Here is a 15461-nt window from a genome sequence, read left to right as displayed (position 1 = left end):
GGCTGCCTAGATTGCGGCGCAGAGCGGTGCGAGCAACCTAGGCGCGGATTTCCGTCCCCTCCCGCTCTAACCTATGAGAATCATGATCAATTTTGGGCCGAAAAGACCGAAATTCATCGTGATCCGGGAGACCAAGACGTGACCGACGACCAGATCGACCTCTTCGCCCGCATCAGCCACAGCCGCACGGCGGACGAAGTCGTGCATCAGATCGAGCTCCTGATCCTCGAAGGCGTGCTGCGCGACGGCGATCGTTTACCGGGCGAAAGGGAGCTTTCCAAACGCTTCGACGTATCGAGGCCGATCCTGCGCGAGGCGCTCAAGGAACTCGAAGGACGCGGCCTGGTCGAAAGCCACCATGGCGGCGGCACCTTCGTCGCCGATGTCGTAGGGAAGATTTTCTCCAGGCCGCTGATCGACCTGATTGCCCGTCATCACAAGGCGACCCAGGATTATCTCGAATACCGGCGCGAGCTGGAGGGCCTGACCGCAGAACTGGCCGCCACCCGCGCCACGGATTTCGACCGGGACATCCTGACCAGGATCATCGAGCGCATGCGTACAGCGCACGCCGCCGGCGACTTCGAGGCGGAGCTCGAGGCCGATATCGAGCTGCACCAGGCAATCGGTGAGAGCGCCCACAACATCATCCTGATGCATACGCTGCGCGCCTGTTATCGGCTGCTTCAGCAGGGCATCTTCTTTCACCGCAACTCGGTTTTCGATGCACCGGGCGCGCGCGATCGGCTGCTTGGCCAGCACGAGGCGATCTACGACGCGATCATGGCGAGGGATCCGGCGAAAGCAAAGGCCGCGTCGCAGAACCATATCGACTTCGTTGCCGCCGCAACCCGCGAGGCGGAGCGCACCGGCGAATGGAACCGTATCGCCCGCCTGCGCTTGCAGCAGCGCGACCGCGCGAACTGACGGAGCAGGCCTACGCCCACTTGCCCGCGATTGGCAAACCGACGCGGAAACACCATATCCTGTCGTATCTGGACAACAGTTCAGCGGAAAGCTGACTGCATATCCGGCTGCCCGCTGGCCGCGACATTTACACGCAACAGGACGCTGCCATACTGGCTTTAACAGAAAACAAGAACACTGATTCGTCGAGAGGAGCGCAGACGACCTTGAACTTCTTGAACAGACTCGCATCCGATGTCCAACTGATGTTGCGCCGCCCGGCGCGCATGCAATATGCCGCGCTCTGCTATCGGATCCGCAAGAAGACCAAGGCCCTCGAAATTCTCATGATCACCAGCCGCGACACCGGCCGCTGGGTCATTCCCAAGGGATGGCCGATGCAAGGCAAGCGCGCCCACGAGGTGGCCGAGCGCGAGGCCTACGAAGAGGCCGGCGTCAAAGGGCACGTGCAGAAGTCGACGATCGGATTCTATCTCTACCAGAAGCGCATGGACCATGGCCTGAAGATTTCGGTCAAGGTGCAGGTCCACGCGCTGGAAGTCGACGACCTCGCAAAGCACTTCCCCGAGGAAGGCCGCCGGCAACTCGAATGGGTCGACTACAAGGAGGCCGCTTCACGGGTGGCCGAGCCATCGTTGAAGGACCTCATCCTCGCCTTTGGCGAACGCATGGCGGCGCCGCCTGCGTCGATGCTGAAGGCTGCGAACGGCTAGCCTTCCGGGCCATCCCCCCGGGCACGCAATGCCCCTGAATGCGGGTTCCCGACGCACGCGGCACCGATGTCCATCAAATCCACTTGAATGCTTGTTGCAGTGGCCTTAGTGGCCATGGTGACAATGGAGTTCCAGGCAGTGGCACAGCCGCGCATACGCCTCGCAAAACAGACGATTGACAAAGACCTCGACAAGCTGAGCCTTGCCGAAGAGGCGTCGCAGCATGTCCGCCGCAGCCTGGCGGCGCCGGCGCTCGCCGGCCTCTTTCTGCTCCTCAGCATGGCCTTTGCCGCGAGTTTCGTGACCCATTCTGCGAGCGCGCCGATCATCATCGCCGCGGCAGCGATCGCCGGCTACATGGCCATGAACATCGGCGCCAACGACGTGACCAACAACGTTGGTGCGGCCGTCGGCGCCAAAGCGATGTCGATGGCGACGGCGCTCATCATCGCTGCCATCTTCGAGATCGCCGGCGCGATGCTTGCCGGGCGCGAGGTCGCGCTGACGATCGAAGCAGGCATCGTCTACGGCGAAGATGTGCTCGGCCCGCAAGCGATCATCTGGATCATGATGTCGGCACTCGCTTCGGCTGCGGCCTGGATCAATATCGCCACCTATTCAGGGGCGCCTGTATCCACCACACACTCGATCATCGGCGGCATCGTCGGCGCCGGCATTGCCGCGGCCGGTTTTTCCAGCGTCCAATGGTGGTCGCTTGCCGGCATCACTTTGAGCTGGTCGATCTCGCCGCTTCTCGGCGGCGCAATTGCCGCCGCATTCCTCGCCTTCCTCAAGGAATTCATCATCTACCGCGAGGACAAGATCGCTGCCGCAAGGCGATGGATGCCGGTCATTCTCAGTGTCACCGCGGGCTGCTTCACCGCATACCTCGCGGAGATTGCCCTAGTTCAGGTTGCGGCAATCTCTTTGCCAACAGGACTCAGCCTGGGCGTCATCATCGGTACTGCCGTCTATTTCCTGACCAAGCCGTGGATCTACAAACAGTCAGAGGGGCTGGACAACCGCAACCAGTCACTTCGCAAACTATTTCGCGCGCCGCTCATTCTGGCTGCAGCACTTCTCTCCTTCGCGCATGGCGCCAACGACGTCTCCAACGCAATCGGCCCGTTATCCGCGATCGTTTCGGCCCTGGACGGCGTCATCACCACGGAGAAATCGCCGGCTCCCTTGTGGGAACTGGCGATCGGCGCGCTCGGCATTTCGATCGGTCTTCTGCTCTATGGCCCGAAGCTTATCCGCGTCGTCGGTCAGGAAATCACCAAGCTCAATCCGATGCGCGCCTTCTGCGTCGCGCTCGCCACCGCGGTCACGGTGCTTTTGGCATCGGCGCTCGGACTGCCGATCAGTTCGACCCACACGGCCGTGGGTGCCGTCTTCGGCGTCGGCTTCTTCCGTGAATGGTACATCCGCAATTCCAAGCGTCGCCTACAATATGTCCGACAGCGCACAGGGCAGGCCGACTTCATGGAAACGGAAGAAACCAACTTCGCCGAAGTCCGGCGCCGGCGCCTTGTACGCCGTTCGCATTTCCTGACGATCGTCGGCGCCTGGGTCATCACCGTTCCCGCCTCGGCCGCGCTATCGGCCGTCCTCTACCTCATCCTCTCCAGCATTTTCATGTGAAGGCCCCGATATGCGCGCCAATTTTCGCATGCAGCGACTGTTCGTCGAACATACCCTCAATGCGGGCTCCGCCCACGAGGCGACCAAGGAGCAGTTCAACTACCTGGTCAACGTTCTTCGCTATGAGGAAGGCTCCTCGATCCTCGTCTTCAACGGACGTGACGGCGAGTGGCGTGCGGAACTCTCCTTCGCCAGCAAGAAGAAGCTGGTGCTGACCGCTGTCGAGCAGACGCGCCCGCAGCCCGAACCTTGCGATCTTGTCTATCTTTTCGCGCCGCTGAAGGTCGGCAGGCTCGACTATCTCGTGCAGAAGGCCGTCGAAATGGGCGCAGGCGTGCTGCAGCCGGTCATGACGCAGCATGTGCAGGGCAAGCTCGGCAGCATCGAGCGCGTGCGCGCCAACGTCATCGAGGCGGCCGAACAATGCGGCGTGCTCGGCATTCCCGATGTCGAGGAGCCGCGACGACTGGAGGACGTGCTGGCCACCTGGCCCACCGACCGACGCATCATCTTCTGCGACGAAGGCAGCGACAGCCAGAACCCGTTGCCAATTCTCGCCGCCGTCAAGGAGAAGAAACTCGCTTTGCTGATCGGTCCGGAAGGCGGTTTCTCCGAGACAGAGCGAACGTTGCTGCGCAGCCTCGATTTCGTCAGCAGCATTCCGCTTGGACCGCGGATCCTCAGGGCCGACACCGCCGCTGTCGCAGCCATGGCGGTCATCCAGGCGACTGTCGGCGACTGGCGATAGCCGGTCGCTCCGCAGCAAACCGGGAGCCGCTCGTTCTCCTAGAAGATGGCTCCTAGAAGAAGGGGACCTCTCAACACAAGGTATGGTTGGGTCGACGATACCCAGTTCCACGGAGCTTGCTCCAGCGCAAGCAATCGTCCTACTTTTTTTGATGAGATCTTGAAAGAAATTGACTTGCACCGCACCTGAATACGGTTCAAGCAGCCTTCATCAACTCCCGCTATCCAGTGGGAGCCGCCCAAACAAAAGAAGACGCTCATGGCCCGAGATACCACCGACCAGACGCCGGTAACCTCTGTCGCTGACCTGACCGCCTATCTGGCAGAAGGTTCGAAACCGGAGGAGCGGTTCCGGATCGGCACGGAGCACGAAAAGTTCGCCTTCTTTAAGGCGGACAACAGCCCCGTCCCCTATTTCGGCGAGGCCAGCATCCAGGCGCTTCTGAATGGAATGGCCGCAAAGAGCGGCTGGGAACCGATCGTCGACCAAGGCAACATCATCGGCCTTGCCGAGCAGTCGGGCAATGGCGCGATCTCGCTGGAGCCGGGCGGCCAGTTCGAGCTTTCCGGCGCGCCGCTCGAAAACCTGCACCAGACCTGCAAGGAATCGAACCAGCATTTGGCGGTTCTGCGCGAAGTCGCCGAACCGCTCGGCATCCGTTTCCTCGGCATCGGCGGCAGCCCGAAGTGGACCTTCGCCGAGACACCGCGCATGCCGAAATCGCGTTATGGCATCATGAGCCGCTACATGCCCAAGGTCGGCACCAGGGGCCTCGACATGATGTACCGCACCTGCACGATCCAGGTGAATCTCGACTTTTCCTCCGAAGAGGACATGCGCCGCAAGATGCAGGTGTCCTTGAAGCTGCAGCCGCTTTCGACGGCGCTGTTTGCGAGCTCGCCCTTTACCGACGGCAAACCGAACGGGCTGCTCTCCTGGCGCGGCGATATCTGGCGCGACACCGACAACCAGCGCGCCGGCCTGCTGCCGTCCGCCTTCCGTCCGGATTTCGGCTTCGCCGACTATGTCGAATGGGCACTCGACGTGCCGATGTACTTCGTCGTGCGCGACGGCCACTACCATGACTGTACCCACGTCACCTTCCGCCAGTTCATGGGCGGCGCGCTGAAGGGCGAGATCGCCGACTGGCAGCCGAACATGGGCGACTGGACCAACCACCTTTCGACGCTGTTCCCCGACGTTCGGCTGAAGCGCTTCCTCGAAATGCGCGGCGCCGACGGCGGCCCGTGGCGGCGGATCTGTGCGCTGCCGGCCTTCTGGGTCGGCCTGCTCTATGATCGCGAAGCGCTCGATGCCGCCGAGACACTGACCCGCGACTGGACCCTCGAAGAGGTGAGCGCGATGCGCGACGCCGTTCCGGTTCAGGCGCTTGCGACAAGGTTCCGCACCGGCACCCTCTACGACATCGCCCGCGAAGTCATCGCCATTTCGCGCGGCGGCCTGAAGCGCCGCAACCGGCTGAACGGGGATGGCGTCGACGAAAGCCAGTTCCTCGCGCCACTCGACGAGGTGCTCGCCAAGAAGGCGACGCTCGCCGAAGACCTGCTGGCACTCTACAATGGTCGCTGGAACGGCTCGGTCGATCCGGTTTTCGCCGAATACCAATATTGAGGCGCCCGCTAGGCGCTCTCAAAAAGCGGTTTCCAGCCCCCGATTTCCCGTTATAGTGCAAGGATATGCGTCGCTTACAGCGCCGCGCGTCGAGATGCCGAAGGGGAACTGGGATGGCACCGCTTTTTGACATGTTCGCACAGGCCCAGAATGGTAAGGCCATCGAACTGATGGCTCAACAATTCGGCCTCGCCCAGGAGCAGATGACGAAGGCGACGGCAGCGTTGCTGCCCGCCTTCTCGGCCGCCTTCAAGCGCAACACGGCCAATCCATATGATTTCGGCGCGTTGCTCACGGCGCTCGGCAGCGGCAACTACGCCAAATACTTCGAAGACATGAGCCAGGCCTTCACGCCACAGGGCATGGTCGACGGCAACGGTGTTCTCGGACAGCTGTTCGGATCGAAGGAAATGTCGCGCGCGATCGCCGCGCAGGCCGCGCAGGTCACCGGCATCAGCCAGGAGATCTACAAGCAGATGCTGCCGGTCATGGCCGATACGCTGATGGGCGGACTGTTCAAGCAGACGACCGGGCAATTCGCCGCCGCAAGCGACGCCTTCGCCAACAACCCGATGGCAGCGGCGATGCGCCAGTGGATGGAAGCGGCCGGCTTTGCCAAGAAGCCGGAACCGCAGCCGAACCCCTTCGACAACCCCTTCACGCAGGCGATGCAGGGCTTCTTTGGCATGGCCAAGAAGGAAGAGAAGGCCAAGACATCAGACGTCTTTGCCGACAACCCCTTCGTCAAGGCATTTCAGGACATGATGCAGGCGGGCGCCGCCGGCGCGCAGAAGCCGGCATCGGACAATCCGGCCCTTGCCCAGTTCTCCCAGGTGATGAACAGCATGTTCGACACCGGGCTGGAAATGCAGAAGGAATATCAGAAGAACGTCGAGTCGCTGTTCGATATCTACAAGACCGGACCCGGCGCAAAAAGCTGAAACGCCCTTCCCTGACCACGCCTCCGTTGGACGGCGCAACCTTCTGCGCCAGAGAGGGCGCGCGCGCCCTTGCGCAAATTTCAAAAGAAAAAGGCCCGGTACATGTCTTGGTCATGTACCGGGCCAAGCGGCAGGGTCTATTGGCTCTACCCTGCGGGGAACGTTTGGGCGCGCGACCTCTAACGATCAGCAGCGCCGAACTCTGAAATTCGCAGCATGATCCGCGGCGGCGGCTGGCTTTCGCGGATCATGCTCGACTGGCACACCCTAAGCGGCGGGATGCGCCGTGAAGCGGGCCGAGGATGCGGTTTCCCGCTTTCATCCCGCTCCAACTCGTCAACGGTCAGTCGTGGCGGGTCCCCTTGTAGAAGAGGCTCGCCCGGTTTCGCGAAGCGCGCGTCAGGTAACTCGCCGGATTGTCGAAGAAGGGCGAGGTGATCGCCTCGCGCACATCTTCTCGCTTTAGCCCCATATCGAGGAGCTGGCGGTCATCCATGTCATTCAGACGGCCGATCGCATATCGGTTTCGGAGCTGGTGCCACGCGGACGTGAGCATGCCTGTCACGCCGACGGCGCGGGACTGCTTTCCTGCAACGAAGTCGAGATCGAGGACGTGCTGTGTCGTGCGCATGACAATTCTCCTTTTCAGGCACGAAGAGGCCCATCCCCTGCGGGGAGGTCAAACGCAGGGGCGGGCCAAAGGGTTTGGGAATCGCCGGCGAAATTGCCGGCCGGGGATCGATGAATTTGCCCCTAATTGATCGCAAATCCTTATTGATCAGTCCAACGAATGTTTTTAATGATATTCATCAAACAATTTTATGGATGCATCACGGCCATGTCCGCACCGCTCGATATCGACCAGCTCCAGACCTTTGTCGCGATCGCCGACACGGGCAGTTTCACCAAGGCGGCCGACCGGGTCTTCAAGACTCAATCCGCCGTGTCGATGCAGATGCGCCGCCTGGAAGAGCGCATCGGCAAGGCGCTGTTCATGAAGGATGGCCGCGGCAACCGGCTGACGGTCGAAGGCGACCGTCTGCTCAATTTCGCCCGCCGGATGATCCGCCTCAACAATGAAGCGATCGCCTCCTTTGACGACAACCGTCTTGAAGGAACGCTCCGCATCGGCACGCCCGACGACTACGCCGACCGCTACATGCCCGAGATCATCATGCGGTTTGCCAAGACGCATCCGAATGTCGAGCTCTATATCATCTGCGAACCTTCGGTGGATCTCGCCGAGAAGATGGCGAAGGGCGACCTCGACATCGCGCTCGTCACGCACAATCCGCGTGCACGCGCCTCGGATGTCGTGCGGACCGAACCGCTCTGCTGGGTGAGCTCGATCAACCATCCGCTGCCGGAAAACGCGCCGATCCCGCTCGCCGTCGGCCGGCGCGACTGCCTCTGGCGGCAGGCTGCCTGCGCGGCACTCGACGCGACCGGCCGCGAATACCAGATCCTGTTCACAAGCTGGTCGTCGACGGTCGTCGCCGCGGCCGTGCTTGCCGGCATGGCCGTCTCGGTCCTGCCGGAATCGGCGCTCCGCCCCGGCATGAAGGTGCTGACGCTCGCCGACGGCTTCCCGGCGCTGGCACCGGTGCAGATCGGCATCATGAAGCGGCCGGGCCTTTCGCCCTCGCTCTCCAACGCGATCAGCAACCACATCACCGCCTGCCTCGACAACATCACGCCGATCAGCGCCAATGACGACCTCGAAGCCGACATTAAGGGCTTCCCGCGCTATCCGCGCCTGCGGCAGAGCCACATGCTGCCGGGCTGGTAAGAGCCGGTAGAAACCAAAAAAGGGCCACGCACCGACAGGTACGTGGCCTTTTTCTTTTCCGAAGACTGGCGCCCGCTTCGAGCGCCCGTCCAGCTCACTCCGCAGCCGTGCCGATCGCCTCGGCCTCATAACGATGCGCTGCACGAAGAGCCACACGTACGCCGGCCTCATAGTCAGGATGGACAAGCTTGAAATGGGCAAGCTGACGCTCGACGATCATCCCCGGCACCCCGCCCATGGCGGCCGCGATATTGGAGAACAGCCGCGCCTTCTGTCCCGCATCGAACAGGTTGAAGAGCGCCCGCGGCTGGCTGTGGTCGTCGTTGCCTTCACGGTGGTCGTAGCGGGCCATATCGCCGCTGATGCGCAACGGCGGCTCCATCGCGGAAGGCTGCTCGACCGGGCCGTTGAACGAGTTCGGCTCGTAATAGGCATCCGGATTGCCGGTCTGGATGCCGCCGAACGTGTTCATCTGGCCATCACGGTGATAGTGATGCACCGGGCATTTCGGTCGGTTGACCGGGATGTGCTCGTAGTGTGTGCCGAGCCGATAGCGGTGGGCATCGGCATAGGAGAAGAGCCGCGCCTGCAGCATCTTGTCCGGCGAGAAGCCGATGCCGGGCACGATGTTCGACGGCGAGAAGGCGGCGTTCTCGACCTCGGCGAAGTAGTTCTCCGGGTTGCGGTTGAGCTCCAGCACGCCGACCTCGATCGGCGGATAGTCCGCATGCGGCCAGACCTTGGTGACGTCGAAGGGATTGTAGGGTGTCTTCTCCGCGTCGAGTTCCGGCATGATCTGCACCTGCAGCGTCCAGCGCGGATAGTTGCCCTCCTCGATCGCGCCATAGAGCGCTTCCTGATAGCTTTCGCGCGTCCGGCCGATCACCTCGGCGGCCTCGGCATTGGTGTAGTGCTTGTGGCCATGCTGGGTCTTGAAGTGGAACTTCACCCAATAGCGCTCGCCGGCGTCGTTCCAGAAGGAGAAGGTGTGCGAACCGTAGCCGTTCATGTGCAACGGCGATACCGGACATCCGCGATCGGACATCAGGATCGTGACCTGGTGCAGGCTTTCCGGCGAAAGCGACCAAAAATCCCACATGGCGGTCGCCGAACGCAGGTTGGTCTTCGGGTGGCGCTTCTGTGTGTGGATGAAATCCGGGAACTTGTAGGCATCGCGGACGAAGAAGATCGGCGTGTTGTTGCCGACGAGATCCCAATTGCCTTCCGGCGTATAGAACTTCAGCGCGAAACCGCGCACGTCGCGTTCGGCGTCGGCGGCGCCGAGTTCACCGGCAACGGTGGAGAAGCGCGCCAGCATCGGGGTCTCGGTGCCCGGTTGCAGAACCTTGGCCTTGGTGTATTTGGAGATATCGCCGGTGATCTTCAGTGTGCCATAGGCGCCCCAGCCCTTGGCGTGCACCGCGCGCTCGGGAATGCGCTCGCGGTTTTGATGCGACAGTTTTTCGATAAGCTGGTAGTCCTGCATCATGACGCCGCCGCGCGGACCGGCCGTCAGCGAATTCTGGTTGTCGGGCACCGGCGCTCCGGCACTCGTCGTCAATATGGGTCGATCTGACATCGCGTCCTCCTGTCAAAGGGTTCGCGCCCGGGAGATCGGACAGGCCGAACCGCCTTCCCGACAGCAGCCTGAGAAGGCTGCCAGCCGCCACTCCGGCGGCGCTCAAAGCCCGGACGCCTTGGCCAGACGGTTTTCCCACAGAGGTTCGATAATCTCCAATTGCATATAAATTAAAAATCGATAAGATTTTCTTATCATGCTTACACTTCGACAGATGCGCTATTTCGAGGCTCTTGCCTCCGCTCGCCACTTCGGCAAGGCCGCCGAACTGGTCCATGTCAGCCAGCCGGCGCTCTCTGCCCAGATCATGGAAATGGAAAACCACCTGGGGGTGAAACTGGTGGAGCGCAGCCGCAGCGGCGTTTTCCTCACCCGCAAGGGTGAAGAGGTTTTGGCCCGCACCCGCGCCATCCTCGCCGAGGTGGACATGCTGGAGCAGAGCGCACGCGCCAGCTCCGGCACGCTCGAAGGGCGGATCCGCATCGGCGTCATTCCGACGCTTGCGCCCTATCTCGTGCCGCGGCTGGTGCCGCATCTGCGCCGCGTCTATCCGGCGATCGAGATCGAGTTGAAGGAATCGGTGACATCAAGGCTGGTCGCCGATCTCGGCGAGGGTCTGCTGGACGCTGTCGTTGCCGCCCTGCCGATCGAAACCGATGGCCTCTCGACGAAACCGCTCTTTTCCGACCGCTTCTACATGGCGATGGCGGACGACGAGCGAAACATCCTGATGTCACCGCTGACCGAGGATCAGGTGGATGTCGAACAGCTGCTCCTGCTCGAAGAAGGCCATTGCCTGCGCGACCAGGCGCTCGCCGTCTGCAGCACCGCGGGCAAACGCCGCCTCGTCTCGTTCGGCGCGACCTCGATGACGACGCTCCTGCAGATGGTTGCCAATGGCATGGGCATGACGCTGATCCCTGAAATCGCCATCGCGACCGAGGCCGCACGCAATTCGATCCGCATCGTGCCCTTCGCCGCACCCGAGCCGGCGCGCGAGATCGGCCTCGTCTGGCGGCGCAGCAGTCCGCGCGAGCGCGACATGGAAGCGCTCGCAACGGCAATCAGCGACTGCGCCGACGATATTATCCGGGCGGCTGCCGCCTGAGTTAAGACGGGCTCAGGCGAGCTTGGCCTTCAGGAATTCCACCGTCCGGCCCCAGGCGAGATCGGCGGCAGCCTTGTCGTAGCGGGCGGCCGAGGTGTCGTTGTTGAAGGCATGGTTGACGCCGTCATAGACATAGATCGTCGCGTCCTTGCCGTCGTCTTTCAGCGCCTTTTGATAGGCGTCGATGCCGGCATTGATGCGTTCGTCGAGCCCGGCATAGTGCAGCAGCAGCGCGGCTTTGATATTCGGCACATCCTCCGCCTTGGGCTGCGCGCCGTAATAGGCGACGCCGGCCTTGAGATCGGGCGAGCCGACCGCGAGCCGGTTGACAAGACCGCCTCCCCAGCAGAAGCCGATGGCACCAACCTTCCCCGTCGATTGCTGGTGCCCTTCCAGGAAGGCCACGGTCGCAACTGCGTTCGCCGTCGTTGCTGCCGCATCCAGCGCGCCGATCATCTCGCGTGCCTTGTCCTCGTCCGTCGGCGTTCCACCCGACGGCGACAGGAAGTCCGGTGCAAGCGCCAGGAAGCCTTCGAGCGCCATCCGTCGCGCAACGTCGCGGATATGCGGATTGAGCCCGCGGTTCTCGTGAATGACGATCACCGCCGGCAGTTTTCCGCTCACCTCCGCTGGGCGAACGAGGTACCCCTTCATGTCGCCGCCAGCCCCAGGGTAAGAGATATCCTCGCCGGTGATACGGGTATCGGTCGCCGCAACGATTTCCGCCTTGGCGCCGTTGGCGGCAAGCAGCGGCGCGATCGCCGCGGCTGCAGCCGCGGAACCGGCCAGTCCGGTGAGCTTTTCCATGAAGCGGCGGCGATCGAGGGTCAGATGCGTATATTCGTCATAGGCGTCAATCATCGCCTGTGTGATTGTCGGTTCCTGCATATCAGCCTCCTTCGGTTCGTTCTCCCGCGGCGGCAGACAGAACCGCCCGCGACAGAATAGGTCGGCGGGCGGTTGCGAACATACAAACTTGCGTTACTGCTGCGTGTTTTGTTTTGGCCGATCAGCCGTTGAGATCGAGCACGATCCGACCGTCGATCTTGCCTTCCTCCATGCGCTTGAAGATCGCGTTGATGTTCTCGATCTTGTCCCAGGTGAAGTGCGAGGCGACCTTGCCTTCGCCGGCGAACTCCAGCGACTCCTCGAGATCCTGGCGCGTGCCGACGATCGAACCGCGGATCGTGATGCGCTTCAGTACCGTATCGAAGATCGGCAGGCACATCTGGCCTGGTGGCAGGCCGACGAGCGCCATGGTCCCCTTGGAGCGCAGCATGTTGAACGCCTGCTCCATCGCCTTGGGTGCCACCGCCGTCACCAGTGCGCCGTGCACGCCGCCGGTCGCCTTCTGAACCTGCTCGACCGCGTCCTTGTCACGCGCATCGACGACGAGGTCAGCACCGAGTTTTCGCGCAAGCGCCAACTTGTCCGGGAAGATATCGACGGCGGCGACATGCATGCCCATTGCCTTGGCATATTGCACCGCCATGTGGCCGAGCCCGCCGATGCCGGAAATCAGCGCCCATTCGCCAGGACGCACTTCGGTTTCCTTCAGGCCCTTATAGACGGTGACGCCGGCGCAGAGGATCGGTGCGGCCGGTCCGAATTCAAGCTTTGCCGGCAGGCGCCCGACAAAATCCGGATCGGCAAGGCCGTATTGGGCAAAGGTGCCGTTGACGGAGTAGCCGGTGTTCTGCTGGCTGCCGCAGAGCGTTTCCCAGCCGGTACGGCAGGGCGTGCAACCGCCGCAGGCCGTGTGCAGCCACGGCACGCCGACGCGGTCGCCTTCCTTCAGGTGTGTGACGCCGCTGCCAAGCTTGGCGACATAACCGACGCCTTCGTGTCCGGGGATAAAAGGCGGCTTCGGTTTTACCGGCCAATCGCCGTTGGCGGCGTGCAGGTCCGTATGGCAGACACCGGTCGCTTCGTATTTGATCAGCACCTGGCCGGGGCCCGGCTCCGGTATCGGCACATCCTCGATTACCAGCGGCTTGCCGAATTCGCGTACCACGGCGGCTTTCATCGTTGCGGTCATCTCGTCCTCCGATGCGTTGTCGTCCAACTCGGAAAGACTACCCGCAAAGGCGGCATCGGGTATTTGATACGCATCAAGGCGCGAGGATTGTTCGCGCAGACTGTCTCAGATTTGCGCCAATTCGCTTGGGGTGCGAACCGGGATCAGCTCATCGCCATCCAGACGGCAAGCCACACCCACATGGCGAAAAGCGTCGCGACGCCGCCCATGAACAGCGGGCGGCGATAGCGGATGCGGTTGTTCGTGACATGTACGAAGGCGTGCACGTAGCGCAGGACGACGAAAAGCCAGGCAAGCGCGAGGGAGACGATGTTGTCGGCCTCGGTGATGTAGAGCAGCACGCAGCAGACGTAGAAGAGAACGGGCAGCTCGAACTGGTTGGCGATGCTGTTCTTCACCACCAGGCTTTCGCCCGGCTCGTCACGGTTCTCGCGAAACTGGGCCGCATGCACCTTACCGGCGCGCACCAGCCGCCTGCGGCGGAAGGATAGGAGAGCGTAGAGGCAGAAGACGAGAAAGACATGGACCACGATCGGCCAGAAGATCTCGAAACCCGTCATGCGCTGCTCCCTGAAAAAAGCTTATTCTGAAAAACACTTAATCTGAAAAGGCGAAGGGCGCCGCGAGATGACGCGGCGCCCTTCGAATGCAATCGCGATCAGTGCGCGCCCGGATAGTTCGGGCTTTCGCGGGTGATCGTCACGTCATGGGCGTGGCTTTCGCGAAGGCCGGCGCCGGAGATACGTACGAACTGCGCGCGCTCCTGGTATTCCTTGATGGTCGGGCCACCGACATAGCCCATGGAGGCCTTGAGGCCGCCGGCGAGCTGGTGGAGCACGCCTGCAACCGGGCCCTTGTAAGGAACCTGGCCTTCGATGCCTTCCGGAACGAGCTTCAGCGTGTCGCGTACTTCCGCCTGGAAGTAGCGGTCCGCCGAGCCACGGGCCATGGCGCCGACGGAACCCATGCCGCGATAGGCCTTGAAGGAACGGCCCTGGTAGAGGAACACTTCGCCCGGGCTTTCATCGGTACCGGCAAGCAGCGAGCCGATCATGACGGCCGAAGCGCCGGCGGCGATCGCCTTGGCGAGGTCGCCGGAGAACTTGATGCCGCCGTCGGCGATGACCGGAATGCCGGCAGCCTGGGCAGCTTCGACGGCGCTCATGATCGCGGCCAGCTGCGGAACGCCGACACCGGCGACGATGCGGGTGGTGCAGATCGAGCCCGGGCCGATGCCGACCTTGACCGCATCCGCACCGGCATCGATCAGCGCCTTGGTGCCGGCGGCAGTGGCGACGTTGCCCGCCATGATGCGAACGGAGTTGGAGAGCTTCTTGACGCGGGCGACGGCGTCGAGCACGCGCTGCGAGTGGCCGTGGGCGGTGTCGACGACGATCAGGTCGACGCCGGCATCGATCAGACGCTCCGCACGCTCAAAACCATCGTCACCGACGGAGATGGCGGCGGCGGCACGAAGGCGCCCTTGTGCATCCTTCGAGGCGTTCGGGTTGAGCTGCGCCTTCTCGATGTCCTTGACGGTTATGAGACCGACGCAGCGACCGTCGGCGTCGACGACCAAAAGCTTCTCGATGCGGTGCGCGTGCAGGAGGCGCTTGGCTTCCTGCTGGTCGACGCTTTCCTTGACCGTGACCAGGTTCTCATGGGTCATCAGCTCATGGATCTTCTGGTTTGGATCGGAAGCGAAGCGGACGTCACGGTTGGTGAGGATGCCGACGAGACGACCCTGTTTCTGGCCACCGGCGCCGCCGTTCTCGACGACCGGGATACCGGAAATGCCGTGCTGCTTCATGAGGCCCAGCGCATCGGCGAGCTTGGCGTCGGGGCCGATCGTCACCGGGTTGACGACCATGCCGCTTTCGAACTTCTTGACCTGACGAACCTCTTCGGCCTGCTCGGCCGGCGTCAGGTTGCGGTGGATGACGCCGATGCCGCCGGCCTGTGCCATGGCGATCGCGAGGCGCCCTTCGGTCACCGTGTCCATCGCCGAAGACAGGATCGGCAGGTTGAGGTCAATGTCCTGCGCAATGGTTGTTGCGATATTGGTCTGACCCGGCATGACTTCGGAATGTCCGGGCAGGAGCAGGACGTCGTCGAAGGTCAAAGCCTCCAGACCAGTTGCCGTTTCGATGATGCGCGCCATGGCCAATTCCCTTCAATAAACGAAAACCCCCGGGGACGGGCTGCGATTTGTCCACCGGGCGACTTCAAAGCGTGTCTTGGAAGTTGGCGAGGGCTCGTAACACGGATATGTCAGGATGAAAATAGCCAAAGCCTGGAAATGTCCCGCCTTCGGCCGATATTTGTTGCAGAGCAGCAATTTC

General features: G+C 62.4%; 14 protein-coding genes. 8 read left to right on the top strand and 6 right to left on the bottom strand.

Features of this window, described 5'->3' with window-relative positions; genetic code table 11:
* Positions 1–138 precede the first annotated feature (138 nt).
* The 6 genes from ACN9MO_RS02125 to ACN9MO_RS02100 all read left to right on the top strand — a co-directional run bounded on the left by ACN9MO_RS02125 (position 139) and on the right by ACN9MO_RS02100 (position 6605).
* The gene (locus tag ACN9MO_RS02125; protein ID WP_082615829.1) at positions 139–927 is read left to right on the top strand and encodes a FadR/GntR family transcriptional regulator; all 789 of its coding nucleotides are present in this window, start codon (positions 139–141) and stop codon (positions 925–927) included.
* A 206-nt stretch (positions 928–1133) separates the two neighbouring features.
* Entirely contained in the window at positions 1134–1640 is a 507-nt protein-coding gene (locus tag ACN9MO_RS02120; protein ID WP_113133212.1) for an NUDIX hydrolase, read from the top strand.
* 138 nt (positions 1641–1778) lie between these two features.
* A complete protein-coding gene (locus ACN9MO_RS02115) occupies positions 1779–3284 on the top strand; it encodes an inorganic phosphate transporter (RefSeq protein WP_113133254.1) in 1506 nt (501 codons plus the stop codon).
* Positions 3285–3294: 10 nt separating this feature from the next.
* Positions 3295–4032, top strand: a complete 738-nt coding sequence (locus ACN9MO_RS02110) for a 16S rRNA (uracil(1498)-N(3))-methyltransferase (protein WP_057250909.1) — start codon at positions 3295–3297, stop codon at positions 4030–4032.
* Between the two features lie 258 nt (positions 4033–4290).
* Positions 4291–5664, top strand: a complete 1374-nt coding sequence (locus ACN9MO_RS02105) for a glutamate--cysteine ligase (RefSeq protein ID WP_112994565.1) — start codon at positions 4291–4293, stop codon at positions 5662–5664.
* Positions 5665–5777: 113 nt separating this feature from the next.
* Positions 5778–6605, top strand: coding sequence for a DUF937 domain-containing protein (locus ACN9MO_RS02100; RefSeq protein ID WP_058325431.1), 828 nt, complete (start codon positions 5778–5780; stop codon positions 6603–6605).
* 343 nt (positions 6606–6948) lie between these two features.
* Here the strand turns inward: ACN9MO_RS02100 and ACN9MO_RS02095 are convergent, their stop codons facing one another.
* On the bottom strand, positions 6949–7236 hold the full coding sequence (locus ACN9MO_RS02095) for a DUF1127 domain-containing protein (protein ID WP_057250915.1): 288 nt from the start codon (positions 7234–7236) through the stop codon (positions 6949–6951).
* A gap of 207 nt (positions 7237–7443) precedes the next feature.
* Here ACN9MO_RS02095 and ACN9MO_RS02090 point away from each other — a divergent pair, with 207 nt between their 5' ends.
* Positions 7444–8394 (top strand): LysR substrate-binding domain-containing protein, encoded by a 951-nt coding sequence (locus tag ACN9MO_RS02090; RefSeq protein WP_034800917.1) that lies wholly within the window; start codon positions 7444–7446, stop codon positions 8392–8394.
* 94 nt (positions 8395–8488) lie between these two features.
* Here ACN9MO_RS02090 and katA read toward each other — a convergent pair whose 3' ends face one another.
* On the bottom strand, positions 8489–9973 hold the full coding sequence (katA, locus tag ACN9MO_RS02085) for a catalase KatA (protein WP_113133213.1): 1485 nt from the start codon (positions 9971–9973) through the stop codon (positions 8489–8491).
* Between the two features lie 196 nt (positions 9974–10169).
* Here katA and ACN9MO_RS02080 point away from each other — a divergent pair, with 196 nt between their 5' ends.
* Complete coding sequence (locus ACN9MO_RS02080; protein WP_113133214.1) at positions 10170–11081, top strand: hydrogen peroxide-inducible genes activator; 912 nt, start codon at positions 10170–10172, stop codon at positions 11079–11081.
* A gap of 12 nt (positions 11082–11093) precedes the next feature.
* On the opposite strand, the gene ACN9MO_RS02075 is transcribed toward ACN9MO_RS02080, so the two are convergent.
* The 4 genes from ACN9MO_RS02075 to guaB form a co-directional block, all read right to left on the bottom strand.
* Complete coding sequence (locus ACN9MO_RS02075) at positions 11094–11969, bottom strand: dienelactone hydrolase family protein (RefSeq protein ID WP_110878014.1); 876 nt, start codon at positions 11967–11969, stop codon at positions 11094–11096.
* A gap of 121 nt (positions 11970–12090) precedes the next feature.
* Positions 12091–13119, bottom strand: coding sequence for an alcohol dehydrogenase AdhP (adhP, locus tag ACN9MO_RS02070; RefSeq protein ID WP_058320456.1), 1029 nt, complete (start codon positions 13117–13119; stop codon positions 12091–12093).
* Between the two features lie 143 nt (positions 13120–13262).
* Positions 13263–13679, bottom strand: coding sequence for an MAPEG family protein (locus ACN9MO_RS02065; RefSeq protein ID WP_058320457.1), 417 nt, complete (start codon positions 13677–13679; stop codon positions 13263–13265).
* 98 nt (positions 13680–13777) lie between these two features.
* Positions 13778–15280: an IMP dehydrogenase gene (gene guaB / locus ACN9MO_RS02060; RefSeq protein ID WP_057250925.1), complete on the bottom strand. Its 1503-nt coding sequence runs from the start codon at positions 15278–15280 to the stop codon at positions 13778–13780.
* Positions 15281–15461: the final 181 nt, after the last annotated feature.

Origin of the sequence: Ensifer sp. R-19 (assembly GCF_049905105.1) — a bacterium.
GTDB lineage: Bacteria > Pseudomonadota > Alphaproteobacteria > Rhizobiales > Rhizobiaceae > Ensifer.
Note: the sequence above shows the minus strand (reverse complement) of the source record. Positions and strands in the feature narration are given on the sequence as shown.

Bases quoted from the DNA above. Each gene is read 5' to 3' on its own strand.
- ACN9MO_RS02110 (WP_057250909.1), top strand. From the start codon at position 3,295: ATGCGCGCCAATTTTCGCATGCAGCGACTGTTCGTCGAACATACCCTC.
- ACN9MO_RS02105 (WP_112994565.1), top strand. From the start codon at position 4,291: ATGGCCCGAGATACCACCGACCAGACGCCGGTAACCTCTGTCGCTGAC.
- ACN9MO_RS02100 (WP_058325431.1), top strand. From the start codon at position 5,778: ATGGCACCGCTTTTTGACATGTTCGCACAGGCCCAGAATGGTAAGGCC.
- ACN9MO_RS02095 (WP_057250915.1), bottom strand. From the start codon at position 7,236: ATGCGCACGACACAGCACGTCCTCGATCTCGACTTCGTTGCAGGAAAG.
- ACN9MO_RS02090 (WP_034800917.1), top strand. From the start codon at position 7,444: ATGTCCGCACCGCTCGATATCGACCAGCTCCAGACCTTTGTCGCGATC.
- katA (WP_113133213.1), bottom strand. From the start codon at position 9,973: ATGTCAGATCGACCCATATTGACGACGAGTGCCGGAGCGCCGGTGCCC.
- ACN9MO_RS02080 (WP_113133214.1), top strand. From the start codon at position 10,170: ATGCTTACACTTCGACAGATGCGCTATTTCGAGGCTCTTGCCTCCGCT.
- ACN9MO_RS02075 (WP_110878014.1), bottom strand. From the start codon at position 11,969: ATGCAGGAACCGACAATCACACAGGCGATGATTGACGCCTATGACGAA.
- adhP (WP_058320456.1), bottom strand. From the start codon at position 13,119: ATGACCGCAACGATGAAAGCCGCCGTGGTACGCGAATTCGGCAAGCCG.
- ACN9MO_RS02065 (WP_058320457.1), bottom strand. From the start codon at position 13,679: ATGACGGGTTTCGAGATCTTCTGGCCGATCGTGGTCCATGTCTTTCTC.
- guaB (WP_057250925.1), bottom strand. From the start codon at position 15,280: ATGGCGCGCATCATCGAAACGGCAACTGGTCTGGAGGCTTTGACCTTC.